This is a genomic window from Kitasatospora sp. NPDC127035 (genome assembly GCF_042726075.1).
GTDB lineage: Bacteria > Actinomycetota > Actinomycetes > Streptomycetales > Streptomycetaceae > Kitasatospora.
This window is the reverse complement of the sequence record NZ_JBHXDN010000037.1, coordinates 53,440-78,084: the sequence shown is the minus strand read 5'-3', so window position 1 is coordinate 78,084 and position 24,645 is coordinate 53,440. Positions and strand designations below refer to the sequence as shown.

Here is a 24,645-nt window from a genome sequence, read left to right as displayed (position 1 = left end):
CGTCATGACAGGCACTGGAGACGAAAAGCACTACGGACACGGTCCTGAGCAGGTGGGCGAGCCGCACCCGAAGAAGGCGTGGCCCGAGAAGCAGAAGGGCCCGGTGCTGGTGCGCCGGGACCAGGTCGGCGAGAGCACGACGGACCAGCGCCTGCTGGACACCACCGGCCCGACCGACTGGCTGCACACCGACCCCTGGCGGGTCCTGCGGATCACCTCGGAGTTCGTCGAGGGCTTCGGCGCGCTGGCCGAACTCCCGCCCGCGATCAGCGTCTTCGGCTCCGCCCGGACCCCGGTCGACTCGACCGAGTACGCGGCGGGCGTGGCGATCGGACGGGCGCTGGCCGAGGCCGGCTACGCGGTGATCACCGGGGGCGGCCCCGGGGCGATGGAGGCGGCCAACCGGGGCGCCTCGGACGCCGGCGGGCTCAGCGTCGGGCTCGGCATCGAGCTGCCCTTCGAGCAGGGGCTCAACGAGTTCGTCGACCTCGGGCTGAACTTCCGCTACTTCTTCGTCCGCAAGACGATGTTCGTGAAGTACGCCCAGGGGTTCGTCGTCCTGCCCGGCGGCCTCGGCACGCTGGACGAGCTGTTCGAGGCGCTCACCCTGGTGCAGACGAAGAAGGTCACCCGCTTCCCGGTGATCCTCTTCGGCAGCGAGTACTGGGGCGGGCTGGCCGACTGGCTGAAGAACACCCTGGTCGCGCAGGGCAAGGCCGCCCCGCACGACCTGGAGCTCTTCCACATCACCGACGACATCGACGAGGTCCTGAAGATCCTCGCCGACGCCCGCCGGCCGGTGAACGAGATCTAGGCCCTGCCCGGCGCGCCTCTCAGGCCAACCCCCGGCGGGCGACCGCCGGGGGACGGCTGCCGCGGATCGAGGCGACCATGTCCAGCACCTGCCGGGTCTCCGCCACCTGGTGCACCCGGTACACCCGGGCGCCCAGCCAGGCGGAGACCGCGGTGGTCGCCAGCGTGCCGAGCAGCCGCCGGTCCACCGGCAGGTCCAGGGTCTCGCCGACGAAGTCCTTGTTGGAGAGCGAGACCAGCACCGGGAACCCGGTCGCCGTCATCTCCGGCAGCCGCCGGGTCGCCTCCAGCGAGTGCCGGGTGTTCTTGCCGAAGTCGTGCCCCGGGTCGATGACCACCGCGTCCCGCCGCACGCCGAGCCCCACCGCCCGCTCGGCCAGCCCGACGGTCACCCGCAGGATGTCCGCCATCACGTCCGGGTACCCGGTCCGGTGCGGTCGGGTCCGCGGCTCGGCGCCGCCCGCGTGGGTGCAGACCAGCCCGGCGTCGTGCCGGGCGGCCACCTCGGCCAGCCGCGGGTCCACCCCGCCCCAGGCGTCGTTCAGCAGGTCCGCGCCGACCTCGCAGACCGCCTCGCCGACCTCGTGCCGCCAGGTGTCGACGCTGATCACGGCCTCCGGGTGGCGCTTGCGCAGCTCCGCCACGAACGGCACGGTGCGCCTCAGCTCCTCCTCGACGGTGACCTCGTCGCCCGGCCCGGCCTTCACCCCGCCGATGTCCAGGATCGCGGCGCCCTCGGCCATCGCGCGGTCGGCGGCGGCGAACGCCGCCTCGTCGGCGAAGGTGGCGCCCTTGTCGAAGAACGAGTCAGGAGTCCGGTTGACGATCGCCATGATCACCAGCTCGTCGTCGCCGAATTCCCGTGGTCCCAGGCGCAGTGCCACCGATGTCTCCTCCACAGCTGCTGCGAGTGCGATGATGGCCCCCGGCCCATCGGGACCATGATCCCACTCCTGTCGGGGCCGGCCGGAAAATCGGGAGGACCGCTCGTGTTCTGGGTGATCGTGGTGGCGATGGCCGTGGTGGTCGGCGGCGCCGCGCTGGTGGCGCTGGGCGGGGGCGGCTCGCTGCCGGAGGCGGTGCACGACCGGATCGCCGCCGGGCTGCCGCAGGACCGCCCGCTCGGTCAGGAGGACGTCGAGGCGATCCGTCTGCCGATGGCCGTCCGCGGCTACCGGATGGACGAGGTGGACGACGTGCTCGACCGGCTGGGCGTCGAACTCGCCTACCGCGACGCGCGGATCGTCGAGCTGGAGGCGCTCGCCGCCGTGCGCGGCGCGGTGGAGGCCGCCGACCGCCCCGGCACGGGCGCCGAGCCGCTGCCCGGCCTGGAGGACTTCGCCAAGGTCGTCGAGCCCGCCGTCGTCCTCACCAAGGCTCCCGCCGGCCCGGAGGACGCGGAGCCGGCGGACGGCCGGTGAGCGCCGACGCGGACGTCGCGGCCGGTGCCCCGACGGACGCCCCGACCGGTGGCGCCGTCGTCGGCCCGGACGGCCTGCGCCGCTGCGCCTGGGGCGACTCGGCGGACGACTACCGCACCTACCACGACACCGAGTGGGGCCGCCCGGTCCACGGCGACGACGCCCTGTTCGAGCGGGTCTGCCTGGAGGCCTTCCAGTCCGGGCTCTCCTGGATCACCATCCTGCGCCGCCGCGAGGGCTTCCGGTCCGCCTTCGCGGGCTTCGAGATCGCGAGGGTCGCGGAGTTCGGCGAGGCCGACGTCGAGCGGCTGCTCGGCGACACCGGGATCATCCGCAACCGGGCCAAGATCGAGGCGTCGATCGCCAACGCCAGGGTCGCCCGCGACCTGGACGGCGGGCTGGACGCGCTGATCTGGCAGTTCGCCGCAGACCCGGACCGGCCGGCCCCCCGCTCGACGGGCGAGGTACCGGCCGTCACGCCCGAGTCGACGGCACTGGCCAAGGCGCTGAAGAAGGAGGGCTTCCGGTTCGTCGGCCCGACCACCGCCTACGCCCTGATGCAGGCCTGCGGGCTGGTCGACGACCACCTCGCCGACTGCCACGTCCGGTCCGTCCTCGACGGGACGCGGCCCGGGGCGTAGCGCGCGGTCGCCGGCGGACCTGCCGGCGGGCGGGCGGTCCGGCGGGCCGTGCGCCGGTCAGCGCCCCAGGTACTGCGGCTTCTCCTTGGCGATGAAGGCGCGGACCGCGATCCGGTGGTCCTCGCTGTCGCCGGCCAGCGTCTGCAGCTCGTCCTCCTTGTCGAGCAGCTCGCTCAGCGTGTGCGCGGCGCCGTACGCCAGAGACTCCTTGATCGCGCCGTACGCCACGGTCGGGCCATCGGCCAGCTCCTTGGCGAACACCCGTGCGGTGGCGGCCAGTTCGGCGGCCGGAACCACCTTGGTGGCCAGCCCCAGCTCCATCGCCTCGGCGGCCTTCACGGTGCGCGGCAGCATCAGCAGCTCGGTCGCCCGGGCGTGTCCGACCAGCCGCGGCAGCGTCCAGGACGCGCCCGAGTCGGCGGTCAGGGCGATACCGGCGAAGGCGGTGTTGAAGCCGGCCGTCTCCGAGACGATCCGGAAGTCGCAGGCGAAGGCCAGCGAGGCGCCCGCGCCGGCCGCCACCCCGCCCACCGCCGCCACGGTCGGCTTGCGCATCCCGGCCAGCGCCCGCAGCAGCGGGTTGTAGTGCTCGGCGACGGTCTTCAGCGCGCCCTCGCCGGTCTCCTCGGCCTGCCGGAGCCGGCCCAGGTGCTCCTTGAGGTCCTGGCCGACGCAGAACGCCCGGTCGCCCGCGCCGGTGAGCAGGACGGCCCGCACCGCCGGATCCTCGGCGGCGGCCGTCACGGTGTCACGCAGAGCCACCTTGGTGGGTACGTCCAGCGCGTTCATCGCCTCCGGGCGGTTGATGGTGATGACGGCCAGGCCGCCGTCCAGCTCGTACAGCACGGAATCGGACATGGGGCGAGGGCTCCCTTGCTCGTCGCGCGGTGATCGCACGGTGGTCGTGGGCTGCCAGGATGCCGGAGTGCGGGGCCGGCTGGGGAGTGTGAGGTATCGCACCTTCCGGCGGCGGACTGATCACCGCCGCGCCGGGGCTTATGGCGGGAAATGCGCCGGTTGGGGGCGGTCCGGCCGAGGTTGCACCGAGAGTGATGTTGGTCATCAGGCCGTGGCATGCGGGATAATGGCTTCCGATCAATGCGTTCGATACCGGCGGTGGACGGACTGCCGGTGCGTAGCTGAGCGTTGCAGGAAGGGGAACGAGCATGGCGGCCATGAAGCCGCGGACGGGTGACGGCCCGCTCGAAGTCACCAAAGAGGGGCGGGGCATCATCATGCGCGTTCCGCTCGAAGGCGGCGGACGCCTCGTGGTGGAGCTCACGCCTGACGAGGCCGACGCCCTCGGTGAGGCCCTGAAGAAGGCCTGCGGCTGACCGCAGCAGGTGCTCGCCATCTCCTGGAGATGTGCCACCGGCCCGGGTCCGACGATCACGTCGGCCCGGGCTCGGCCGTTCCCGGGCCGCTACGGGCCCCGGGAGCCCGCCGCGCGGCCCCCGGGCCCCCCGGGTCGGCCCTCAGCGTTTGACGGCGCAGAGCAGCCCGTCCGAGACCGGCAGCAGCGCCGGCAGCAGCTTCTCGCTCTCCCGGACGTCGCGCACCAGGTCGCGGACCGACCGGGTCTGCGGGTCCTGCTGCTCCGGCTCGGCCAGCCGGCCCTCCTGGAAGACGCCCTCGAAGCAGACCATCCCGCCCGGCCGCAGCAGCCGCAGCGACTCCGCCAGGTACTCCTGTGACTCCGCCGGGTCGCCGTCGCAGAACACCAGGTCGTACTGGCCGTCGGCGAGCCGCGGCAGCACCTCCAGGGCCCGGCCCGGTATGAACCGCGAGCGGTTGGCCGCGAAACCGGCGGCCTGGTACGCCTCCCTGGCCAGCTGCTGGCGGACCGGTTCGGAGTCGACGGTGGTGAGCACGCCGTCCGGCCGCATCCCGCGCAGCAGGTAGACCCCGGAGACGCCCGTCCCGGTGCCGATCTCGGCCACCGCCTTGGCGTCCAGCGCGGCCGCGAGCAGCCGGAGGCAGGCGCCTCCGCTGGGTCCGATCGCCCTGATTCCGGTTCGCGCGGACTGTGCCCGGGCGTAGGTCAGCACCGCGTCCTCGCCGACGTAGGTGTCCGCGAGAGCCGCATGCGCGGGCCCGAACTCGCTGATGGCTGCCTCTTTCGGAGCCCCGGGTGGCGGCCCGGCGCCTAGCGGATGTCGATATTTCCTGCCACAGATTACTGGCCGGGCGGGAACCGCGTACGGCGGCGGGCCGTTGGTGAGGCAGGGACCGGGGGAACAGGAGGTTCCCGGGCCTGTTCTCCGGCTTGACGGTCGCGGGCACTTTTATCCGGGCTTGACGGGTGAGGTGGATATGGTGGTGGCCCTGCTGGGCAGAAGAGCCGACCGAGGAGGTGTGGCCGAGGGCGACGTCCCTGTGCGGCGGCACTCCCGCGGCACCGCGTCGGCCCGTACGCCGAAGCCCGTGATGAACCAGCCTGCGCACTCCACTCCGGACCAGCCGGCCGCCGCGCCCCAGACGCCGGCCGCCGGTACCGCCGAGGCCCCCGCCCTCGCGACCTTCGCCGAGGGCCCCGACGCGCAGACCTGGACTCCGCCCAGCTGGGAGGAGATCGTCGAGGCCCACAGTGCCCGTGTCTACCGCCTCGCCTACCGGCTGACCGGTAACCAGCACGACGCCGAGGACCTCACCCAGGAAGTCTTCGTCCGGGTGTTCCGTTCGCTGTCCACGTACACCCCCGGCACGTTCGAGGGCTGGCTGCACCGGATCACCACCAACCTGTTCCTGGACATGGTCCGCCGACGCCAGCGCATCCGCTTCGACGCGCTCGGTGACGACGCGGCCGAGCGGCTGGCCTCGCGCGAGCCCAGCCCGGCCCAGCACTTCAGCGACACCCACTTCGACGCCGACGTCCAGCAGGCGCTGGACACCCTGGCGCCCGAGTTCCGGGCCGCCGTGGTGCTCTGCGACATCGAGGGACTCTCCTACGAGGAGATCGCCGCGACGCTCGGCGTGAAGCTCGGTACCGTCCGCAGCCGCATCCACCGCGGCCGCTCGCACCTGCGTGCCGCGCTCAAGCACCGCGCACCCGGTGCCGCCCCCGGCCGTGAGCGCCGCGGCGGCGGTGCCGACGAGCCGGTGCCGGTCGGCGCCGTCGCCGGTGAGGCCGCGGTCGCGCCGGGCGGTCGCGGACGGAGGCGGTCGTGAGCGCAACCGGCCGGTCAGGACCGGGCCACTCCGACGTGCCCGGCCGGGCCGCGGCCCGCCGGGGCGGCTGGGCCGCCCTGGGGCGGCGCGGCCACGACGGGACCGACCCCTCCGGGGAACCGCAGCCGGAACGCGGCCAGGCCGGAGCGCCGGGCGAGCCCGCGCTGCGCGCCGTCGCGGTCCGCCCGGGCGAGCCGGCCGCCGAGGAGCACCATCTCGGTGAGCGGCTCTCCTCCTTCGTCGACGGCGAACTCGGCCACGACTCGCGCGACCGCGTCCAGGCCCATCTGGCGACCTGTCCGCAGTGCCTCGCCGAGGCCGACGAGGGCCGCGCCGTCAAGCACCTCCTCACCCGCACCGGTACGCCCGGCCCGTCGTCGGCGCTGATGGCCCGGCTGATGGCCGTCGGCGCGCTCCCGGAGGACGAGCGGCCGCCGGTCGACCGCCCGGGCCGGGACGACGACGACCTGCCCGGCGGCGGGCTGCCGGCCGCCGGGACGCTCGGCGGCAGCCGGCTGAACGGCGGTTCGTTCGGCCGCGGGGCCGGCGCCTCCTTCGGAGCGGGCGCGCTGGGCGCCGACGCGCCGCTGCCCGGGGTCGACCCGCGGGCGTTCGGTCGCGGCGGTGCGGTCCTGCGCCCGCTGATGGGCCGGCGGACCGCCCGCCCGACGGCCCCGGTCGGGCCGCAGCCACTGGCCGCGGCTGCCCCGGTGGTCCGGCAGGTCCCGCCGCGCGGGCGCCGCTTCGTCTTCGCCGCCGCCGGCGCCTTCTCGGTCGCCGCGGTGACGCTCGGCGGGGTCGGCGGCTTCGCCGGCCCGGGCGACGAGCAGCACGGCACCACGATCAGCCCGGCCGGCGGCAACGGCCGCGGCGGCGGGCTGGTCCCCATGAACGCGCAGGTACCGGTGGACTTCCCGGTCCGCCCGGTGGCGGTCACCCGGGGCGCGACCCCGCCGCACGAGGTGCCGGAGCGCACCCCGAGCTCCGGGATGGCCGGGCTGCACCACGAGAACAGATAGACGGCGGTGGCCCCTGCGGTCACGGTCATCGGCGGGTCTTCACCACGGCTTCATCACACCGGGGTCATGAACCCGCCGATGGCCATTACCCTGTGAGGGACGTTGTCCGATCGCGAGCTTAGGGAGCTTTGGTGTTCAGTGACGTGGGCACACTGGAGGTCCTGACCCTGGCCATCATGGCCATCGTGATCTTCGGTCCGGACAAGCTGCCGAAGCTGATCCAGGACACCATGGGCTTCATCCGGAAGATCCGTTCCTTCGCCGACACGGCGAAGGAGGACATCCGCAGCGAGCTCGGTCCCGAGTTCAAGGACTTCGAGTTCGAGGACCTCAACCCGAAGACCTTCGTCCGCAAGCAGCTCATGGGCGGCGAAGAGGACCCGCTGGGCCTCAAGGACATGCGGGACAGCCTCGACATCCGCTCGGTGCTGGACGACAAGCCCGCCGCCGCCGTGAACGGCCACGGCCGGTCCGGATCCGTCTCGATGGACAAGTCCTCGGTCACGGCCCCGGTGGCCGCCGCCGCCGGCTCCCCGCTGCAGCCCGGCGAGCGCCCCCCGTTCGACCCGGACGCCACCTGAGCGGTGCTTCGCCCGCGCGCCTCCGGGGCGTTCCGGCCCGGCGCCGACGGTCGGTGCCCCCTCGTTCCCGCGTCGTTCCCGCGCTTCGGCGCCGGCCCCGCGCTCACCCTTCCGGCGCCCGTCCGACGACACCACCGCCCCGCCCGCCCGCACGGCTGAGCGGGGCGGCGACGTGTGCGCCGCTATTGTGCTGATTGTTCCCGCTGTGCCGTCTGTCACTTTCCGGTCCGTTCCGGACCGAAGACGGTCGGTGGGGACGCCGCGGTACGCCACGATGGGAGCGCGCCACGGCAGGGATACGTGTGTTTGAGGAGGCCCGGGGATGGACGCGACGAGTCAGGCGGTGGGGACGGCCACGGCCGGCGGACCGGTGGTCGGCGGACAGGCGGGCCCGGCGGACCCGCTGATGCCGTACCTGTCCGCGGACTTCCCGTGGTACGGCCTGGACGACGGCTGGAGCGGCCGCCGCTACCTGCAGCCCGGCGGGCCGGGCGCCGCCGGCGGTCCGCGCGCGGGGGCGGCCCGGGGCTCCGTCGACTACGGCAGCCTGGGCCACGGCGAGGAGCCGGCCCGCCAGTACGAGCCGCGGGACGTCCGGAAGTTCGCCGTCGTCGTGACGGTGGCCCGCCGGGACAGCCGCCGCAGCGCCGACAACACCGGGACCCTGGAGGCGACGTCCGCCTCCTCGGCCGCCTGGCTGGCCGGCTCCGGCCTGCTCGCGGCCACCTGGCCGGGGCAACTGGACCGCTCGCGGCGCCAGGACTGGCTGGAGCAGCAGTCCGCGCTCGCCTGGGACCTCGCCGACGACCTGGCCGGCCCCGGCTGGTCCACCCTCAGCCTTCCGGTCAACGGGCTGCCGCAGCCGTTCCGCTACCGCGAGTCCGAGTACGGGTGGGTGCTGGCGGGCGAGGCCCCCGGCGTCCTGCTCGGCGCCTACGGCCGGGGCGTCAGCGCCTACGGCGCCGGCTTCGCCACCGTCCCCGACCTGACCGCCTACACCCGCCCGTAGGCGCGCCCGCGACGAAGCCGCACGGAAGGGGCCCGCCGGTCTCCCGGCGGGCCCCTTCACGCCCTCACGGCCGCACCACCGACGTGGCGGCGCGTCAGAACTTGTTCTTCGGGGTGAGGCCGAGGGAGAGGCCGGAGAGACCGCGCTGGCGGCCGCCGAGCTTGCCGGCGACGGCGCGGAGGGCGGCAGCGGCCGGGGAGTCGGGGGCGGCCAGGACGACCGGGCGACCGTCGTCGCCGCCCTCGCGCAGCCGGACGTCGATCGGGATCGAGCCGAGCACCGGGACGGTGGCGCCGACGGTGCGGGTGAGCGCGTCCGCGACGATCTGGCCGCCGCCGGTGCCGAACACGTCGATCATCTCGTCGCAGTGCGGGCACGGCATGCCGGACATGTTCTCGATCACGCCGACGATCTTCTGGTGGGTCTGCACCGCGATGGTGCCGGCCCGCTCGGCCACCTCGGCGGCGGCCATCTGCGGGGTGGTGACGATCAGGATCTCCGCGTTGGGGACCAGCTGGGCCACCGAGATCGCGATGTCGCCGGTGCCGGGCGGCAGGTCCAGCAGCAGGACGTCCAGGTCGCCCCAGTACACGTCGGCCAGGAACTGCTGGAGTGCGCGGTGCAGCATCGGACCGCGCCAGACCACCGGGGTGTTGCCCGGGGTGAACATGCCGATCGAGATGACCTTCACGCCGTGCGCCTGCGGCGGCATGATCATGTCCTGGACCTGGGTCGGCCGGCCCTCGACGCCCAGCATGCGCGGCACGCTGTGGCCGTAGATGTCGGCGTCCACGACGGCGACCTTCAGGCCGTCCTCGGCCATCGCGGCCGCGAGGTTGACCGTCACCGAGGACTTGCCGACGCCGCCCTTGCCGGAGGCGACCGCGTAGACCCGGGTCAGCGTGCCGGGCTTGGCGAACGGGATCTCCCGCTCGGGGGCGCCGCCGCGCAGCAGCTGCGAGAGCTCCTTGCGCTGCTCGTCGCTCATGACGTCGAGCTCGACCTCGACCCCGGTCACCCCGGGGACCCGGCCGACCGCCTCGCGGACGCGGGCGGTGATGGTGTCGCGCATCGGACAGCCGGAGACCGTCAGGTAGACCGCGACGCGCACGGCGCCGCCCTCGTCGATCCCGACCGATTTCACCATGCCGATCTCGGTGATCGGGCGGTTGATCTCCGGGTCGTTGACGGTCGCAAGCGCCTGGCGTACGGACTCCTCCGTGACGCCGGCCGCGACCTCTGTCTCGTTGGCCATGCCTTGATGGTACGGCGCCGGGAAGGGTGCTTAACCGGTCGGTAGCGTGCCGCAGGTCACAGCACGTCCGAGGTCTCCCGGCGCTCGTCGATCTCCTTGAGCAGCGCCTGGAGTTCGGAGCGGAGGAAGTCGCGGGTGGCGACCTCTCCGAGGCCCTGGCGGAGCGCGGCCACCTCGCGGGTGAGGTACTCGGTGTCGGCGATGTTGCGGTCGCTGCGGGCGCGGTCCTGCTCCATGTTGACGCGGTCCCGGTCGGCCTGGCGGTTCTGTGCCAGCAGGATCAGCGGCGCCGCGTACGAGGCCTGGAGCGAGAGCATCAGGGTGAGGAAGATGAACGGGTAGTCGTCGAAGTGCACCTGGTCCGGCAGCACGGTGTTCCAGCCCACCCACACGATCACGACGATGGTCATCCAGACGATGAACCGCCCGGTGCCGAGGAAGCGCGCGATCCGCTCGGAGAGCTTGCCGAAGGCCTCCGGGTCGTACGTCGGCAGGGTGATCAGGCCGGGGCGGGTGGTGCGCGGCTGGTCGAGCCGGGCGCGGCCGCCTCCGGACGGGGGTTCGGTGCGCTGGACGCGGCCGCGTTCGCGGGCGCGCACCTCGCGCAGCTGGCGCAGCTCGCCCTGCAGGCGCTGGCGGGGCGAGTCGTCCCGTCGGCCCTTGCGGTCAGCGTCCACCGGTCACCTCTCTCTCGTCGGCCGGCCCGTGCGGGGCGGCCTCGCGCCAGTCCTCGGGCAGCAGGTGGTCGAGCACGTCGTCGACGGTCACCGCGCCGACCAGGTGGTCGGCCTCGTCGACCACGGGGGCGGCGACCATGTTGTACGTCGCCAGGTAGCTGGTGACCAGCGTCAGCGGGGTGTCCGGCGGCAGCGGGTCCAGGTCGTCGTCCACCAGCGAGCCGACCAGGGTGTACGGGGGTTCGCGCAGCAGCCGCTGGAAGTGCACGGTGCCCAGGTACTTGCCGGTCGGCGTCTCGTTGGGCGGGCGGCAGACGAAGACCTGCGCGGCCAGCGCGGGCTTGTTGTCGGAGACCCGCACCCGGGCCAGCGCCTCGGCCACCGTGGCGTTCGGCTCCAGCACGATCGGCTCGGTGGTCATCAGGCCGCCGGCGGTGTTCTCCTCGTAGGTGAGCAGGCGGCGGACGGGCTCTGCCTCCTCCGGTTCCATCAGCTGGAGCAGCCGCTCGGCCTCGTCGCCGGGCAGTTCGGAGAGCAGGTCGGCGGCGTCGTCCGGGTCCATCGCCTCCAGGACGTCGGCGGCCCGTTCGTCCTTGAGCTTGCCGATGATCTCGACCTGGTCGTCCTCGGGCAGCTCCTCCAGGACGTCGGCGAGCCGTTCGTCGTCGAGTGCGGCGGCGACCTCGGCGCGGCGCTTGGCGGAGAGGTGGTGCATGACGTTGGCGAGGTCGGCGGCGCGCAGCTGGTCGAAGGTCGCGAGCAGGTTGGCGGCGCCCTGGTTCTCCTCGGCGAGGGCGAAGCCGGTGACGTCCTTCCAGTCCAGGGTGAGCGTCTCGCCCTTGGACTTGCGCAGCCGACCGGGCCGGCCGACCTGGACGAAGACCTTGCTGATCTCCCACTCGCGCAGCCGGGTCTGCACCATCGCGACGTCCAGGACGGTGACGTCCTGGTCGGACTTGCTCCAGGTGACGATGCGGTCCAGCAGTTCGCCGAGGACGAGCGTCTCGGACGTGCGCTGTTCGAAGCGGCGCATGTTGATCACGCCGGTGGTCAGCACCTGGCCGGATTCCAGGCTGGTCACCCGGGTCATCGGGAGGAAGATCCGGCGGCGGCCGATCACTTCGACCACGAGTCCGAGCACCCGGGGCGGTCGGCCACCGAGGCGGAGCGTGACCACGACGTCCCGGACCCGGCCGACCTGGTCGCCGTTCGGGTCGAAGACGGCGATGCCGGAGAGGTGGGAGATGAAGACCCGGCTGCCTGCCCCTGCCATGGACTCCCTCGCTCGCTCGACGCTCCGGTCGGGCGCGCGGGCACGCCCCGTGGCCAAGGCTACGCGGGGACCCGCGACCGGGCTCGGTGGAAACCTGGGCGAACCGGGCACGGGCGCGCCGCCGGGGACGCCGGAGGGTGGCTGCGGGCCGGGGGTGCGCCGGGGGCCGGGGGGCTCGCCGCGGCGGGGAGGCTCAGCCCTTGCGGCGCTTGAACAGCAGCTTCGGCAGGCCGGCGGGGATCGGCTGCCGGGTGGTGGCCGGGGTGGGCATCGGGGCGGTGGCGTGCGAGGCGTCCGGCATCGCACCCGGCTGCTCGGTGAGCACGCCGTCGGCCGCGCCGGCCGGCTCCAGCCGGAGCACCCGGCACTCGCGGGCCCACCGGTCGGTGACGGTGTCGGTGTCGGGGGCGTTCAGCCGCTTGCCCTTGAGCTCCTCGACGGCGCCCAGCCAGGCCTCGCTCCCCGGGGCCAGCTCGACCACGCGGGCCGGCCAGCCGGTCAGCCGGCCGCCCTTGTCCTTGCTGCGGACGGTCACCACCGCGCCCGCCCCGCCGGTCAGTCCGTGCAGCGGCTGTTCGGCGCCGTCGCCGACCACCACCACCGCGCCGTCGTGCCAGGCGTGCCAGACGGCCCGGCCGTGCTCCTGACCGTCCGCCCGGACCCAGAGCAGCCCCGACTTCTTCGCGGCCTCCTCCAGCAGGGCCCGGTCGAGGAAGTCGTCGGCGGTCGCGGCTGCGGCAGGCGTACGGTCCATGGCGCACAGCGTACGGCCTGAGCCGTCCGGGCGATGTCTCGCGGTTCGGGAGACAGTTCCGTCGGTGCGGCACGGGCCTTACGGTAGGAGTCGCCCGCCCGCAGCCCGCCCTGCAGTCCTTCCTGAACCGCACCCCTCACTCCGAAGCAGAGGAGCGTCGTGCCCGCCGTCCGGCCAGAGTCTGCCCCCGCCACCGTCGCCGCCGTCACCGCCCCCACCGGTACCGTCGCGGCCCCCGCGCAGCCGCTCCCCAGGTTCGACCTGCTGCTGCTCGCGGTCTCGGTCGCGGGCATCTCGCTCTCCGCACCGCTGATCAGCGCCACCGCCGCGCCGGCCCTGGCGATCGCCTTCTGGCGCAACGTCATGTCGGTCGGCGTGCTCGGCCCGTACGCGCTGCTGCGCCACCGGGCGGAGCTGCGCGGGATCTCCCGGCGGGCGCTGCTGCTGGCCGTGGCGGCCGGCGCCCTGCTCGCCGTCCACTTCGCGCTCTGGATGCCCAGCCTGCGGATGACCTCGGTCGCGTCGGCGACCGCCCTGGTCACCACCACCCCGCTCTGGACCATCCTGCTGATGCGGCTGCTCGGGGTGCGGGCGCCGCGGATGGTCTGGCTCGGCATGGCGGTGGCCTTCGCCGGGGTCCTGGTGCTCACCGGTGTCGACCTCTCGCTCTCGCCGCGCGCCCTGGCCGGGGACGCGCTGGCGCTCGGCGCGGGCCTGGCCGCCGCCGGGTACGTGCTGCTCGGCGCCGAGGTCCGCCGGACCGTCAGCACCACCGCGTACACGCTGGTCTGCTACGCCACCACCGGCGCGGTCCTGCTGGCGGTCTGCCTGGTGGCCGGGACGCCGCTGTCCGGCTGGTCGGCCGGGGCCTGGTGGCAGATCGTGCTGCTGATGGTCACCGCCCAGCTGCTGGGCCACTCGCTCAGCAACCGGGTCGTGCGCACCCTCGGGCCCTCGGTCACCTCCACGTCGGTCCTGCTGGAGACCCCGGGCGCCGCGCTGATCGCGGCGCTCTGGCTCGGCCAGTGGCCCCCGGTCGCCGCGTACCCGGCGGTGGTGCTGATCCTGCTGGGCCTGGTGCTGGTCGCGCGCGCCGGTCGTCGGTAGCCGACAGCCGCCCGGTGGCCGGTCGGTGGCCGGTCACCGGTGCCCGCCCCGGACCCGCTGCGGGCGGCGGGCCCCGCCCGGGCCCTACAGCCAGCCGTTGCGACGGAAGCCGCGGTACATCCCGACGCAGATCAGCACCACGCTGCCGAGCACCATCGGATAGCCGTACCGGTGGTGCAGCTCCGGCATGTAGTCGAAGTTCATGCCGTACACGCCGGTGATCATGGTCGGCACGGCGAAGATCGCCGCCCAGGCGGTGATCTTGCGCATGTCCTCGTTCTGTGCCACCGAGACCTGCGCCAGGTTGGCCTGGAGCAGCGAGTTCAGCAGTTCGTCGAAGCCGTGCACCTGCTCGGTGACCCGGGCGAGGTGGTCGGCGACGTCCCGGAAGTACTTCTGGATCTCCGGGTCGACCAGCCGCTGCAGCGGCTCCGACAGCTGCTGCATGGGCCGCAGCAGCGGCGCCACCGCCCGCTTGAACTCCAGGACCTCGCGCTTGAGCTGGTAGACCCGGCCCACGTCGGTGCCCCGGCCGCCCCGGTTGGAGAAGACGTCGAACTCGATCTCGTCCACGTCGGTCTGCAGCCGGTCGGCGACCAGCAGGTAGTTGTCCACCACCTGGTCGGCGATCGCGTGCAGCACCGCCGACGGGCCCTTGCCGAGCAGCCCGGAGCCGTCCGCGTCGGCCTCCAGCCGGTGCCGCAGCTCCTTGAGCGAGCTGTGCCCGCCGTGCCGGACGGTGATCACGAAGTCCCGCCCGGCGAACACCATCAGCTCGCCGGTCTCGACCACCTCGCTGGTCGGCGTGAGCTGGTCGTGGTCGACGTACCGGATCGTCTTGAAGACGGCGAACAGCACGTCGTCGTACCGCTCGACCTTCGGCCGCTGGTGGGCGTGCACCGCGTCCTCGACCGCCAGCGGGTGCAGTCCGAACCGCTGGGCGATCCCCTCGAACTCGGCCTCGGTCGGCTCGTGCAGCCCGATCCAGCTGAACGAGCCCGCGCCGTCCGGGAGTTGCTTCGAGGCCTTGACCAGTCGGGCCGCCTCGCGCGGGCTGCAGCTCTCCCCCAGCCGCTTGCCGTCCTGGTAGACCGCGCAGTCCACCACCGCGGACGGGGTCTGGCCCGGGTGGATCGTGTCGAACAGTCCCGACGCGGAACGGCGGCGGTTGGTGCGGACGGCTGCGCGCAGGCTGTTGATCATCGACATGGCAGGCTCCCTGGGGCAGGAGCCGCCGCACGGCGGCGCGGTGACGGATGGCCGTGGTGCGACGGCGGAGGAACACCGATGGAATCCGGCGCCTGTGGTCGGTCCTCGGCCTTGCTGGGGCGCGCGAGACGGAACGACCGGACGTCGGTGGGGTGCTCTCCCGGCCGGACCGGAGACCGCCGTGACGTTCGCACGGGGGGCTGGTCCAGCTGCTGCCGAGATTTCTCAGGCCCGCTGTTTCAGCCCGCGTGGCGAGGGGTACGGGGAAGGCGTCCGGGCCGGGTAGAGCTGCCGGTACTGCATGGTCGGCTGGTATCCACCGCAACCACCTCCTTCGCGCCGCTGCCCCGGAGGAGCAAGGATCCCCGGTAGCCAGTCGCTCACACTAACATCTGACCGGCCGTCGCCGCTCCGGTGTTCGCATGACGGCCGTGCCGACGGCGCGCGGCGCGCGGGTTACGCTCACCGGCATGGCGCACGACTTCCCGCTCTTCGGCGACCCGTCCTCGGACTCCGGTGACTCCTCCCCGGCCCCCGGCGGCACCGGCCTCTCCCGCGACGCGGTGCTGGCCGCCGTCGAGGCCCGGCTGCTCACCACCTTCGGCGAACCGAGCGGCCGCGCCGCCGTCACCTTCCTCGGTGCCGACCGGATCGAGGTGCTGCGCTTCGGCCCCGACGCCGAGGGGCTGGTCCGCTACGCCACGCTCGGGATGGCCGCCGCGCCGATGACCGACCCGACCGCCGCGGTCGCCGACCCGGTCCGCGGTCCGCGCGCCGAGCTGGTCCTGACGGTTCGTGGGGGGCGTGACAGCGTGCTCCGCACGCTGGCCACCTTCGCGGCGACGCCGCAGGTCGAGGGGCTGGTCCCGGCCCCCGGCGGGTCGCTGGACCTCGGTGCCCCGCTCTGGGACGGCGCGCCGTTCACCTCGGTGCTGGCCGCCGAGCCCGGCGGTCTGGTCGAGGACCTGGCGTTGGACGAGCCGGCCGACCCGGTCCGCTTCCTGCCGCTGCTGCCGATGACCCCCAACGAGGCCGGCTGGAAGCGGGTGCACGGCGCGGCGGCGCTGCAGGAGCGCTGGCTCCAGCACGGCACCGACCTGCGCGACCCGGACCGCCGCGGCGTCCGGCTGGACTGACGGCCCGCCACGGGGCGTGCGGCGGGCGCCCGCACCGCGTCGGACCCGCCTCACGCCGGCGCGAGGACCGGCGGGCGATCAGCCGCCGATCGGCTTCGCGCCGGTGGCCTGCCCGACCAGCGCCTCGTAGACGGCGGGATCGGTGGTGTGCGCGCCGAGCCGGACCGTCTTGCGGGTGCCGTGGTAGTCGCTGGACCCGGTGGTCAGCAGTCCCAGCTCGGCCGCCAGCCCGCGCAGCCGGAGCCGGGCCGGCTCGTCGTGGTCGATGTGGTCGACCTCCAGCCCGGCCAGCCCGGCCGCCGCGAGGTCGGCGATGACCTGGTCGGAGACGGTCCGTCCGCGCTTCACCGCTCCCGGGTGGGCGAACACCGGCACCCCGCCGGCCGCCCGGACCAGCCGGACCGCCGTCACGGGGTCCGTCTCGTGCTTGGGGACGTCCGCCCGCCCGCCGTTGGCCAGCCACTCCGCGGTGAACGCGTCCGAGACCTCCGCGACCACGCCCGCCTCGACCAGGGCGCTGGCGATGTGCGGCCGGCCCACCGAGCCGGCTCCCGCGATCCGCTGCACCTGCTCCCAGCTGATGTCCGCGCCCAGTGCGCGGCAGCGCTCGACGATCGCCTCGCCGCGCCGGAACCGGTCGGTGCGCACCAGTTCGCGCTCGGCCGCGAAGGCCGGCTCGGCGGGGTCGAACAGGTAGGCCAGCAGGTGCATCGAGATGCCGTCCACCACGCAGGAGAGCTCCGCGCCGGGGACGAGCCGCAACCGGGTGCCGGCGGGAAGCGCGTGCACCGCGTCGGCCGCCTCGGTGTGGCCCGCCACCGTGTCGTGGTCGGTCAGGGCGACCACGTCCAGCCCGGCCGCCACCGCAGCCGCGACCAGCTCGGCCGGGCTGTCCGTACCGTCGGACGCGTTGCTGTGGGCGTGCAGGTCGATGCGCACGGGCGGTGCTCCCTGGGTCGTCGGCGGAGGTGCGGCCCAGGATAGTGCGCCCGGGTGTCGGGGGATCAGCCCAGCAGACGGGGGGAGAGCGCCCCGCAGGGCAGCAGGTCGAGCTCCGCGCCGGCCTCCCGCAGGTCGGTCAGCACCAGCTCGTCGTACATGACCAGGGCCGACTGTTCGGGCCAGGCCACCGCCCAGAGCCAGAGGCCGCGGGCCTCGCCGGCGAAGACCGCGCGGTCGGCCGGTGCGTCCGGGACGTGGAACATCGGGGTGGGCCGGCCGGCGGCCAGCAGCTTGGCGTCCGCCGGCTTGTAGAGGCCGACCGAGTCGCCCGGGTCCGGCCCGGGGAGCCCCGCGTACCGGGCGCCGAGCCCGACGCCCAGCTCCTCCGCGATCAGGACCAGTTCGCCGAACCCCCCGAGCGGCGCCGGGCCGGCGCAGGCCACGGCGGTGGCGCGGGCGCCCGAGATGTCGTCGCCGACGTGCGCGATGCCGGTGTACAGCCAGCCGACCGGGAGCGGCCAGGGCAGCCAGACGGGGACCTGCGAACGGGCGACGGCGACACCGAGCGCCTCGACGCTCGGGGGCAGCACCGGCTGCATCGGATGCACGGCGCCGTGCCGGTCGCACTGCCAGGTGTCTGAGAACAGACCGGGAGCGCGGACCCGACCGGCGCACCTCGGGCAGCTTGGCTCGCCCCTCATAGCCGACAACGCTCCTCCCTCCGGACCGCCGCGTCAAGGACGATCACCCGTACGGAGGGCGGTCCGGCGGCACCGGTCGGTGGCGGACGGCCGGCCGGCGCGGGGTGGGCGCGGTGCGGCGGATCCCGTTGGGGAACTGTCCAGCCGGGGGCGGCGGCAAACGTCCGCGGCGCGCTCCGGGGTGCGGCGCCGGGCGGTCCCGTACGCACTGACGCCCCGTCTCCGCTGGTGCGGTGGCGGGGCGTCAGTCCGGTTTCGGAACGTCGGGGTCGGACGGTCCCGGCTCGTCGGCGGCGGGCGAGGCCTCCCGGTCGGAGGCGCCGCAGCGGCCGGTCAGGCGGCGGGGCACGGGCGGATGAGCAGGCGTTCGCCGGTACGGGCGGCGGCCTGGACGAGCTCGCGGACGGTTTCGGCGTCGGCGATCAGGCGGTCGGTGGCGGTGCCGCGGGCGTCGTCCAGTCGGAGGATCTCGAAGCGCATGGGCGTTTCCTTTCCCGGCCCCGTCGAGCGGGGCGTTCGTGGCTGAGTCGGTATCAGCCCTTTCAGGGTCTGTCGGGTCGAACGGTCGACCGACCGTTGCGGCAAAGAGGGCTCCCCCCTGCGTGCCAAGGGTGTCTTTCCCTCGAATCCACTCTGCGGTGGCGCTGCTACCGGGCCGTTGCCCGTCCGTAAAGTCCTGGTTTCGGAGGATCGACATCGACAGCACGCCGACGTCAGTGTCAACGATGTTTCCAGGACCGAATCAAATATTACCGCAACTAACGAATTTTGTCGCATGTCTTTTACCAGAGGCCCGGAGCGGGCGCACGGCGGGGCCCGGTTCGCCGCGTCGGCGCTCCGGCGGCGGTCCGGCGCCGGACCGGCCGGTCAGCCCCAGAAGGCGGTCAGGGCGGCGGCCGTGGCGGCAGGCTGATCGGCGTTGGGGGAGTGGCCGGCGTCCTCGACCACGACCCGGCGGGCACCCAGCCGGGCGGCCATCGCGGTCTGCTCCGGCACCGGCCAGGCGTAGTCCCGCACTCCCGAGAGCACCAGGGCGGGCAGCCCGGCGGCGACCGTCGCGGCCAGCTCGTCCACCCGGTCCGGTGCCGCGACCAGGTGGCCGCCGGTGGTGATCAGCGCCTGCGGCACGTTGGCCAGCCAGCGGCGGTGCAGGAACGCGGCGACCTCGGCGCCCGGGCGGCGGGCCCGGTCGCCGCCCTCCTCCAGCTGCTGCATCACCTGCCAGATCTCTTCGAGGGTCATCGTCGGCAGCACGTCGACCAGCAGCCGGGTCCGCTCCGCCTCGGCCGGGTCGATCGGGCCCGGCCCGGTGGACATCAGCGTCAGCGAGGACCACGGCAGCGATCCGGAGCCGCCCGGGCGGGCCACCGCCTCGGCCTCGGCGGCCAGGACGGCCTCGCGGACCACCTGGCCGCCGAGGGAGTGGCCGAGCAGGTGCAACCGCCCGCCGGCGCCGTTCCCGTCGGCCGCGACGGCCTCGGCCCGCAGCGCGGCGGAGAGCGCCCGCACGTCGGCGCCCAGCGCGGCCACCGCGTAGGCGGCCGGGTCGTCCGGTCCCCCGGTCTCGTACTGCCCTCGCTGGTCGATTGCCGTCACCCGGTAGCCCGCCGCCGCCAGCGGCTCCAGCAGGGCGATGAAGTCCTCCTTGCTGCCGGTGAACCCGGGCACCAGCAACGCGGACCCGCGCACCGCCCCCGCCGGCTCCGCCCGCAGCGCGGCGAACCCGCCGCGGGTCGTCGCCACCCGCAGGGCGCGCGCGCAGGACGGGAGCGTGAGGAACGGCGGCGTACTCATGGGGACGGACCTCCTGGGGCCTGGCGCGGCGGGGTGAACCGGCGGACGGCCCCGAGCCTAGGGTCTGCCGTCGAGCCCCCGGCTCACCCGGTTGCGCCGGTGGCGGCCGGGCGGCGGCCGGGCGGCGGCGGGCAGACCCGCGGATCGGCGTGCGGACGCCGAAGGGGGCGGCCGGAACATTCCGGCCGCCCCCTTCAACCAGGGTGGATCAGCTCTCCGGAGCCACCTCGGGGGCGGCCGCCGGGCGGCGGGTGCGGGAACGCCGGCGCGGGGCCGGAACGTCGGCGGCGGCCTCGGCGGCCTCCACCACCGGAGCGGCCTCGGCGGGCGCCGCGACCTTCTTGGCCCGGGTGCGGGTGCGCTTCGGCTTCTCCTCGGCGACCGCCTCGGCGACCGCGACCGCGACCGGAGCCGGGGCCGCGACCGGGGCCGCGGCTTCGGCGACGGCGGCCGGAGCCTCCGCCACGGCGGCGGCGGCGTCCTCGCCGGACGCCGCACCGCGCGAGCGGCGACGGCGGCGGCGCGGGGCCGCGGACTCGCCCTCGGCGCCCTCGACGGCCGGAGCCTCCGGGCCGGCCGTCGCGACGGCCTCGGTGACGGTGCCCTCGACGGCCTCTTCGACCGAGGAGCCGCGACGGGTGCGGCGGCGCTCGCGGGTCTTGCGGGCCTGCTTCTCCTCGGCGACCGGGGTCTCGACGACGTCGGCCCGGCCGGGGCCGGCCGCCCGTCCGCCGCGGCCCCGGGCGCCACCGGCCGAACGCGAACCGCGCCCGCCGGTCTCGCCGAGGTCCTCGACCTCCTCCGCGCCGAGCCCGGCCCGGGTCCGCTCCGAACGCGGCAGCACACCGGTGGTGCCCTTCGCGATCTTCAGCAGCTCGAACAGGTGCGGCGAGGTGGAGTAGGTCTCCTCCGGCTCGTTGAACGAGAGTTCGAGCGCCTTGTTGATCAGCTGCCAGCGCGGGATGTCGTCCCAGTCGACCAGCGTGACCGCGGTGCCCGAGGCGCCGGCCCGGCCGGTGCGGCCGATCCGGTGCAGGTAGGTCTTCTCGTCCTCGGGGCACTGGTAGTTGATGACGTGCGTGACGCCCTCGACGTCGATGCCGCGGGCCGCGACGTCGGTGCAGACCAGCACGTCGACCTTGCCGTTGCGGAACGCCCGCAGGGCCTGCTCGCGCGCGCCCTGGCCGAGGTCGCCGTGGACGGCGCCGGAGGCGAAGCCGCGCTGGGTCAGCTGGTCGGCCACGTCGGCGGCGGTCCGCTTGGTGCGGCAGAAGATCATCGCCAGCCCGCGGCCGTCGGCCTGGAGGATGCGCGAGACCATCTCGACCTTGTCCAGCGAGTGGGCGCGGAAGATGTGCTGCTCGGTGTTGGCGACGGTGCTGCCGGTGTCGTCCGGAGCGGCGGCGCGGATGTGGGTCGGCTGGCTCATGTACCGGCGGGCGAGGCTGATCACCTGGCCCGGCATGGTCGCGGAGAACAGCAGGGTCTGCCGCTTCGCCGGCAGCATGGTGATGATCTTCTCGACGTCCGGCAGGAAGCCGAGGTCGAGCATCTCGTCGGCCTCGTCCAGGACCAGCGAGCGGACCTTCGACAGGTCCAGCTTCTTCTGGCCGGCCAGGTCGAGCAGGCGCCCCGGGGTGCCGACGACGATGTCGATCCCCTTCTTCAGCGCCTCGACCTGCGGCTCGTAGGCCCGGCCGCCGTAGACGGCGAGCACGCGGACGTTGCGGACCTTGCCGGCGGTCTGCAGGTCGTTGGTGACCTGGGTGCAGAGCTCGCGGGTCGGGACGACGATCAGCGCCTGCGGGGAGTCGCAGAGCTGGTCCTCGCCGGCGCGGCCGGCGTCGATGTCGGCCCGCACGACGACGCGCTCGATCAGCGGGAGACCGAAACCGAGCGTCTTGCCGGTGCCGGTCTTGGCCTGGCCGATGACGTCGTGGCCGGTCAGCGCGACCGGCAGGGTCATCTCCTGGATGGGGAAGGGGTGGACGATGCCGACGGATTCGAGCGCCTCGGCGGTCTCCGGGAGGATCCCCAGGTCCCGGAACGTGGTCTTCGTGGGTTCAGCGGTGGTGGACAGGGTGCTGCCTCTTCCGTGTGGAGGGGCCGAGAGCGAGCGGCGGGCGGGCAGCCGCGCGGCTGCGTACGGGCCTGGACGGCCCAGAAAACAGCTGCGCGGACGCACAATCGCGCCGGTCCCTGCGGCCGGCCGGTGCGCGCGGCCCGACAGGGGCGCGTCGCCGGCGGCGTCGGGGAGGATTCCCGTGAGGGACCTGCGCGGGACCTGCGCCGGGATGGCGCGGTCTCGGCGGCCCTCGCTCGGCCACTGGTGCGGTGCCAAGGCTTGAAGTCCAAGCCCTGGTCGGAGCCGATCGGCTCTCCGACCGGGCATCCGCGTACGATGAGGTCCCGGCTTCCGGTACGGACACGTCCTGACGGACTGCGCCTGCTTCGGAGCGGGCTTGCCCGGCACACCGAGACGGCGGTGACACCGTGCGAGCACGACGGGCCTCCGTACCACCATACAGTCACCCGACGACTCGAACACGTGACGCGGGCGACATCGCAGGTCGGGGCGGGCGGGGCCGGACGGGCCGGTGCCCCCGCGCGGCCGGTCGGCGTGCGCGGGCCGCGCGTGTGCGGGGAGCGACCCGGGACGGACCGGGACTAAGGTGACGGGTCATGGAGAACCGTGGTGGGACGCAGGACGTGGCGGACGGCTCGATCGGGGACTGGGCGACCTGCTCGGCCGACCCCGGCTACCGGGCGGCCGTGCTGGACCTGCTCGGCGCCCTCGCGTACGGCGAGCTGAGCGCCTTCGAGCGGCTCGCCGAGGACGCCAAGCTGGCGCCCGACCTGGCCGACAAGGCGGCGCTGGCCCGGATGGCCTCCGCCGAGTTCCAGCACTACCAGCGACTGCACGACCGGCTCGCCGAGGTCGGCGCCGACCCGCAGGAGGCGATGCGGCCGTTCGTCGAGCCGCTGGAGCTGTTCCACCGGATGACCGCGCCCTCGGACTGGCTGGAGGGCCTCGTCAAGGCCTACGTCGGCGACGCGATCGCCACCGACTTCTACCGCGAGGTGGCCGCCCGGCTGGACGACGACACCCGCGACCTGGTCCTCGGCGTCATGTCGGACACCGGCCACGCCCAGTTCGCGGTCGACAAGGTCCGGCAGGCCATCGAGGCCGACCCGCGGGCCGGCGGCCGGCTGGCGCTCTGGGGCCGGCGGCTGATGGGCGAGGCGCTCAGCCAGGCCCAGCGGGTGGTCGCCGAGCGGGACGCGCTCTCCAACCTGCTGGTCGGCGGCGTCCGGGTGCAGGGCTTCGACCTCGTCGAGGTCGGCAAGATGTTCAACCGGATCACCGAGGCGCACACCCGGCGGATGGCCGCGCTCGGCCTCGCCTCGTAACGCCCGGGGGCCTTCGGCCCAGGTCAGGCGGGGCGGTGCCGCCGGTGCGAACCCGCCCGGTGCGGGCGGTGCCGGCGGGCCGGCTGGCGGCCTGCGGCGAGGTCGGGACGGGCCAGCACCGAGGTGATCAGCGCCGAGGTGACCGCCGAGACCGCGATGCAGGCCGCCGGGTACTCGCCGTCGAGCGTGAAGTGCGCGATCGCCCCGGCCAGCAGCGCGGAGACCAGCGCCGTCCCCGTCGTCAGCCCCCACCCGGAGGGGAAGTACGCGGGCAGCGACAGCAGGGCGGTGGCGCCGACCACCAGGCCGACGAGGGCGAAGGCGAACGTCTCGACCAGCAAGGGTGCCTCCCCGGGGCTCGGTGCGCGGCACGTGGCCGGCCGCACTTCTCGCCGTACCCCGCTCCCCCCGGTCGTACACGCCGGGGCGAGCCGGCCGCGCCCGCCACGTCCCCCCGCCCCGGCCGTGAACGCGACGGTGCCCCGCCCCCTCGGACGAGGGAGCGGGGCACCGAAGGACAGCTCAGAGCGTGCCGAAACCGACCTTGCGGGCGGCCTGCTCGCCGATCTCCACGTACGCCAGGCGCTCGGCCGGGACGATGACGCGGCGGCCGTGCTCGTCGGTCAGCGTGAAGAGCTTCGAGGTGCCCTCCAGCGCCTTGGCGATCGCGCTCTCGACCTCATCGGCCGTCTGCGAGCTCTCGATGACGATCTCGCGCGGCGCGTTCTGCACGCCGATCTTGACCTCCACGGCTTCCGTCCCTCCGGGGTTGCAGCCATCCACGCGCGGGCACCGGACCGCCTGGGACAAGCGTTCGCGGCGACCGCGCCGTACGGCTTCACCATAGAGCACCGGATCGGTACCGAGGCGAAGGTCCGGTGATCACTGCTCGGGGGCAGCGGCCTCCGGGGAATCGAGGTTGGGGTGCATCGGGAAGCCCTTCAGCCCGCGCCAGGCCAGGCTGGCGACCAGCCGGACCGCCTCGTCGCGCGGGATCTCCAGGCCCTGGGAGAGCCAGTACCGCGCGGTGATCTGGGCCAGGCCGCAGACCCCGGCCGCGAGCAGCTTGGACTCCGACTCCGGCAGGTCGGTGTCCTCCTGGATCACCTTGCTGACCAGCGTCGCACTGGCCTCCGCCGCCCGCTCGACCCGCTCGCGTACGGCCGGCTCGTTGGTCAGGTCCGACTCGAAGACCAACCGGAAGGCACCGGACTCGCTGGAGACGTAGTTGAAGTACGCCTCCATCGTCGCGGCCACCCGCAGCTTGTTGTCGGTGGTCGTCTCCAGCGCCTCGCGGGTCGAGTCGACCAGGGCGTCGCAGTGCTTGTCCAGCAGCGCCAGGTAGAGGTCCAGCTTCCCGGGGAAGTGCTGGTACAGCACCGGCTTGCTCACCCCGGCGCGGTCGGCGATGTCGTCCATGGCGGCCGCGTGGTAACCCTGCGCGACGAACACCTCCTGGGCGGCACCGAGCAGTTGTTCACGGCGGGCGCTTCGCGGCAGGCGGGCACCGCGCGGGCGCTCCTGCGCCTCCTGGATGGCCGTCACGGCGCTCCTCATTTCACGGGTCGTACGGGGTTGGCAAGATGACCGATTCTACTTTCGGGTAACCGCCCTCGCGCTTGGCAGGCGTGAGAAAAGCGGCCAGCCCCCTTGTCAGGAGCCCACAATACGGCGCTGACCACGGCCACCGGCAGTGGTGTGACAGGGGCAGGAACGACCGGACCGGGAGCGGAC

The 24,645-nt window shown here is 74.1% G+C and carries 27 protein-coding genes; 11 read left to right on the top strand and 16 right to left on the bottom strand.

Annotated features, from left to right (window positions below):
• The first annotated feature begins 4 nt into the window (after positions 1-4).
• Complete coding sequence (locus ACFWIC_RS24470) at positions 5-814, top strand: TIGR00730 family Rossman fold protein (RefSeq protein ID WP_329883184.1); 810 nt, start codon at positions 5-7, stop codon at positions 812-814.
• Between the two features lie 19 nt (positions 815-833).
• Here the strand turns inward: ACFWIC_RS24470 and folP are convergent, their stop codons facing one another.
• On the bottom strand, positions 834-1,646 hold the full coding sequence (folP, locus tag ACFWIC_RS24465; RefSeq protein ID WP_380520021.1) for a dihydropteroate synthase: 813 nt from the start codon (positions 1,644-1,646) through the stop codon (positions 834-836).
• 156 nt (positions 1,647-1,802) lie between these two features.
• Between folP and ACFWIC_RS24460 the strand changes: the two genes are divergently transcribed.
• Positions 1,803-2,234: a DivIVA domain-containing protein gene (locus tag ACFWIC_RS24460; protein ID WP_329883183.1), complete on the top strand. Its 432-nt coding sequence runs from the start codon at positions 1,803-1,805 to the stop codon at positions 2,232-2,234.
• Positions 2,231-2,875 (top strand): DNA-3-methyladenine glycosylase I, encoded by a 645-nt coding sequence (locus ACFWIC_RS24455; RefSeq protein WP_329949219.1) that lies wholly within the window; start codon positions 2,231-2,233, stop codon positions 2,873-2,875. Before ACFWIC_RS24460 ends, ACFWIC_RS24455 begins: the two co-directional genes overlap by 4 nt.
• 57 nt (positions 2,876-2,932) lie before the next feature.
• Here the strand turns inward: ACFWIC_RS24455 and ACFWIC_RS24450 are convergent, their stop codons facing one another.
• A complete protein-coding gene (locus tag ACFWIC_RS24450; RefSeq protein ID WP_329883182.1) occupies positions 2,933-3,733 on the bottom strand; it encodes an enoyl-CoA hydratase-related protein in 801 nt (266 codons plus the stop codon).
• Between the two features lie 308 nt (positions 3,734-4,041).
• Here ACFWIC_RS24450 and ACFWIC_RS24445 point away from each other — a divergent pair, with 308 nt between their 5' ends.
• Positions 4,042-4,209 (top strand): DUF3117 domain-containing protein, encoded by a 168-nt coding sequence (locus ACFWIC_RS24445; protein ID WP_014137929.1) that lies wholly within the window; start codon positions 4,042-4,044, stop codon positions 4,207-4,209.
• Positions 4,210-4,350: 141 nt separating this feature from the next.
• Here the strand turns inward: ACFWIC_RS24445 and ACFWIC_RS24440 are convergent, their stop codons facing one another.
• Positions 4,351-4,920 (bottom strand): O-methyltransferase, encoded by a 570-nt coding sequence (locus tag ACFWIC_RS24440; RefSeq protein WP_380356471.1) that lies wholly within the window; start codon positions 4,918-4,920, stop codon positions 4,351-4,353.
• A 382-nt stretch (positions 4,921-5,302) separates the two neighbouring features.
• Here ACFWIC_RS24440 and sigE point away from each other — a divergent pair, with 382 nt between their 5' ends.
• The 4 genes from sigE (at position 5,303) to ACFWIC_RS24420 (ending at position 8,652) form a co-directional block, all read left to right on the top strand.
• Positions 5,303-6,043, top strand: a complete 741-nt coding sequence (sigE, locus tag ACFWIC_RS24435) for an RNA polymerase sigma factor SigE (RefSeq protein WP_380356468.1) — start codon at positions 5,303-5,305, stop codon at positions 6,041-6,043.
• Positions 6,040-7,062, top strand: coding sequence for a zf-HC2 domain-containing protein (locus ACFWIC_RS24430; protein ID WP_329883181.1), 1,023 nt, complete (start codon positions 6,040-6,042; stop codon positions 7,060-7,062). The genes sigE and ACFWIC_RS24430 overlap by 4 nt, the downstream gene beginning before the upstream one ends.
• Positions 7,063-7,193: 131 nt before the next feature.
• The gene (locus ACFWIC_RS24425; RefSeq protein ID WP_329949221.1) at positions 7,194-7,643 is read left to right on the top strand and encodes a sec-independent translocase; all 450 of its coding nucleotides are present in this window, start codon (positions 7,194-7,196) and stop codon (positions 7,641-7,643) included.
• Between the two features lie 322 nt (positions 7,644-7,965).
• On the top strand, positions 7,966-8,652 hold the full coding sequence (locus tag ACFWIC_RS24420) for a hypothetical protein (RefSeq protein ID WP_380356435.1): 687 nt from the start codon (positions 7,966-7,968) through the stop codon (positions 8,650-8,652).
• Between the two features lie 94 nt (positions 8,653-8,746).
• Here ACFWIC_RS24420 and ACFWIC_RS24415 read toward each other — a convergent pair whose 3' ends face one another.
• The 4 genes from ACFWIC_RS24415 to ACFWIC_RS24400 all read right to left on the bottom strand — a co-directional run bounded on the left by ACFWIC_RS24415 (position 8,747) and on the right by ACFWIC_RS24400 (position 12,611).
• Positions 8,747-9,907 carry an Mrp/NBP35 family ATP-binding protein gene (locus tag ACFWIC_RS24415; protein WP_329883178.1) on the bottom strand — a complete coding sequence of 387 codons (1,161 nt, stop codon included), beginning with the start codon at positions 9,905-9,907 and terminating at the stop codon, positions 8,747-8,749.
• Between the two features lie 56 nt (positions 9,908-9,963).
• On the bottom strand, positions 9,964-10,584 hold the full coding sequence (locus ACFWIC_RS24410; RefSeq protein ID WP_380356432.1) for a DUF1003 domain-containing protein: 621 nt from the start codon (positions 10,582-10,584) through the stop codon (positions 9,964-9,966).
• A complete protein-coding gene (locus ACFWIC_RS24405; protein WP_329883177.1) occupies positions 10,574-11,857 on the bottom strand; it encodes a magnesium transporter MgtE N-terminal domain-containing protein in 1,284 nt (427 codons plus the stop codon). The genes ACFWIC_RS24410 and ACFWIC_RS24405 overlap by 11 nt, the downstream gene beginning before the upstream one ends.
• Positions 11,858-12,050: 193 nt before the next feature.
• Positions 12,051-12,611, bottom strand: coding sequence for a hypothetical protein (locus tag ACFWIC_RS24400; protein WP_380520015.1), 561 nt, complete (start codon positions 12,609-12,611; stop codon positions 12,051-12,053).
• 159 nt (positions 12,612-12,770) lie between these two features.
• Here ACFWIC_RS24400 and ACFWIC_RS24395 point away from each other — a divergent pair, with 159 nt between their 5' ends.
• Positions 12,771-13,718, top strand: coding sequence for a DMT family transporter (locus tag ACFWIC_RS24395; RefSeq protein WP_380356427.1), 948 nt, complete (start codon positions 12,771-12,773; stop codon positions 13,716-13,718).
• A gap of 84 nt (positions 13,719-13,802) precedes the next feature.
• Here the strand turns inward: ACFWIC_RS24395 and corA are convergent, their stop codons facing one another.
• Positions 13,803-14,927, bottom strand: a complete 1,125-nt coding sequence (gene corA / locus ACFWIC_RS24390) for a magnesium/cobalt transporter CorA (protein ID WP_329883175.1) — start codon at positions 14,925-14,927, stop codon at positions 13,803-13,805.
• 470 nt (positions 14,928-15,397) lie between these two features.
• Between corA and ACFWIC_RS24385 the strand changes: the two genes are divergently transcribed.
• Entirely contained in the window at positions 15,398-16,063 is a 666-nt protein-coding gene (locus tag ACFWIC_RS24385; protein WP_329883174.1) for a suppressor of fused domain protein, read from the top strand.
• A 78-nt stretch (positions 16,064-16,141) separates the two neighbouring features.
• Here ACFWIC_RS24385 and ACFWIC_RS24380 read toward each other — a convergent pair whose 3' ends face one another.
• From ACFWIC_RS24380 to ACFWIC_RS24360, 5 genes are all read right to left on the bottom strand, one after another.
• Complete coding sequence (locus ACFWIC_RS24380; protein ID WP_329949224.1) at positions 16,142-17,002, bottom strand: PHP domain-containing protein; 861 nt, start codon at positions 17,000-17,002, stop codon at positions 16,142-16,144.
• Positions 17,003-17,067: 65 nt separating this feature from the next.
• The gene (locus tag ACFWIC_RS24375) at positions 17,068-17,706 is read right to left on the bottom strand and encodes a DUF6758 family protein (protein ID WP_329883172.1); all 639 of its coding nucleotides are present in this window, start codon (positions 17,704-17,706) and stop codon (positions 17,068-17,070) included.
• A 333-nt stretch (positions 17,707-18,039) separates the two neighbouring features.
• Complete coding sequence (locus tag ACFWIC_RS24370) at positions 18,040-18,186, bottom strand: hypothetical protein (RefSeq protein ID WP_329883171.1); 147 nt, start codon at positions 18,184-18,186, stop codon at positions 18,040-18,042.
• Positions 18,187-18,573: 387 nt separating this feature from the next.
• Positions 18,574-19,500 (bottom strand): alpha/beta fold hydrolase, encoded by a 927-nt coding sequence (locus tag ACFWIC_RS24365; protein ID WP_380356415.1) that lies wholly within the window; start codon positions 19,498-19,500, stop codon positions 18,574-18,576.
• A gap of 208 nt (positions 19,501-19,708) precedes the next feature.
• Positions 19,709-21,685 (bottom strand): DEAD/DEAH box helicase, encoded by a 1,977-nt coding sequence (locus tag ACFWIC_RS24360; protein ID WP_380520014.1) that lies wholly within the window; start codon positions 21,683-21,685, stop codon positions 19,709-19,711.
• A gap of 497 nt (positions 21,686-22,182) precedes the next feature.
• Here ACFWIC_RS24360 and ACFWIC_RS24355 point away from each other — a divergent pair, with 497 nt between their 5' ends.
• Complete coding sequence (locus ACFWIC_RS24355; protein ID WP_329883169.1) at positions 22,183-22,911, top strand: ferritin-like fold-containing protein; 729 nt, start codon at positions 22,183-22,185, stop codon at positions 22,909-22,911.
• Between the two features lie 23 nt (positions 22,912-22,934).
• On the opposite strand, the gene ACFWIC_RS24350 is transcribed toward ACFWIC_RS24355, so the two are convergent.
• The 3 genes from ACFWIC_RS24350 to ACFWIC_RS24340 all read right to left on the bottom strand — a co-directional run bounded on the left by ACFWIC_RS24350 (position 22,935) and on the right by ACFWIC_RS24340 (position 24,456).
• Entirely contained in the window at positions 22,935-23,252 is a 318-nt protein-coding gene (locus tag ACFWIC_RS24350; RefSeq protein ID WP_380356406.1) for a hypothetical protein, read from the bottom strand.
• A gap of 181 nt (positions 23,253-23,433) precedes the next feature.
• On the bottom strand, positions 23,434-23,661 hold the full coding sequence (locus ACFWIC_RS24345) for a DUF3107 domain-containing protein (RefSeq protein WP_327680432.1): 228 nt from the start codon (positions 23,659-23,661) through the stop codon (positions 23,434-23,436).
• A gap of 132 nt (positions 23,662-23,793) precedes the next feature.
• Complete coding sequence (locus ACFWIC_RS24340) at positions 23,794-24,456, bottom strand: TetR/AcrR family transcriptional regulator (protein WP_329949228.1); 663 nt, start codon at positions 24,454-24,456, stop codon at positions 23,794-23,796.
• Positions 24,457-24,645: the final 189 nt, after the last annotated feature.

What these genes read in the sequence shown, in the direction of transcription:
- ACFWIC_RS24470 (WP_329883184.1), top strand. Translation starts at nt 5, where the DNA reads ATGACAGGCACTGGAGACGAAAAGCACTACGGACACGGTCCTGAGCAG.
- folP (WP_380520021.1), bottom strand. Translation starts at nt 1,646, where the DNA reads ATGGCGATCGTCAACCGGACTCCTGACTCGTTCTTCGACAAGGGCGCC.
- ACFWIC_RS24450 (WP_329883182.1), bottom strand. Translation starts at nt 3,733, where the DNA reads ATGTCCGATTCCGTGCTGTACGAGCTGGACGGCGGCCTGGCCGTCATC.
- ACFWIC_RS24445 (WP_014137929.1), top strand. Translation starts at nt 4,042, where the DNA reads ATGGCGGCCATGAAGCCGCGGACGGGTGACGGCCCGCTCGAAGTCACC.
- sigE (WP_380356468.1), top strand. Translation starts at nt 5,303, where the DNA reads ATGAACCAGCCTGCGCACTCCACTCCGGACCAGCCGGCCGCCGCGCCC.
- ACFWIC_RS24420 (WP_380356435.1), top strand. Translation starts at nt 7,966, where the DNA reads ATGGACGCGACGAGTCAGGCGGTGGGGACGGCCACGGCCGGCGGACCG.
- ACFWIC_RS24415 (WP_329883178.1), bottom strand. Translation starts at nt 9,907, where the DNA reads ATGGCCAACGAGACAGAGGTCGCGGCCGGCGTCACGGAGGAGTCCGTA.
- ACFWIC_RS24405 (WP_329883177.1), bottom strand. Translation starts at nt 11,857, where the DNA reads ATGGCAGGGGCAGGCAGCCGGGTCTTCATCTCCCACCTCTCCGGCATC.
- ACFWIC_RS24400 (WP_380520015.1), bottom strand. Translation starts at nt 12,611, where the DNA reads ATGGACCGTACGCCTGCCGCAGCCGCGACCGCCGACGACTTCCTCGAC.
- corA (WP_329883175.1), bottom strand. Translation starts at nt 14,927, where the DNA reads ATGTCGATGATCAACAGCCTGCGCGCAGCCGTCCGCACCAACCGCCGC.
- ACFWIC_RS24385 (WP_329883174.1), top strand. Translation starts at nt 15,398, where the DNA reads ATGGCGCACGACTTCCCGCTCTTCGGCGACCCGTCCTCGGACTCCGGT.
- ACFWIC_RS24375 (WP_329883172.1), bottom strand. Translation starts at nt 17,706, where the DNA reads ATGAGGGGCGAGCCAAGCTGCCCGAGGTGCGCCGGTCGGGTCCGCGCT.
- ACFWIC_RS24370 (WP_329883171.1), bottom strand. Translation starts at nt 18,186, where the DNA reads ATGCGCTTCGAGATCCTCCGACTGGACGACGCCCGCGGCACCGCCACC.
- ACFWIC_RS24365 (WP_380356415.1), bottom strand. Translation starts at nt 19,500, where the DNA reads ATGAGTACGCCGCCGTTCCTCACGCTCCCGTCCTGCGCGCGCGCCCTG.
- ACFWIC_RS24355 (WP_329883169.1), top strand. Translation starts at nt 22,183, where the DNA reads ATGGAGAACCGTGGTGGGACGCAGGACGTGGCGGACGGCTCGATCGGG.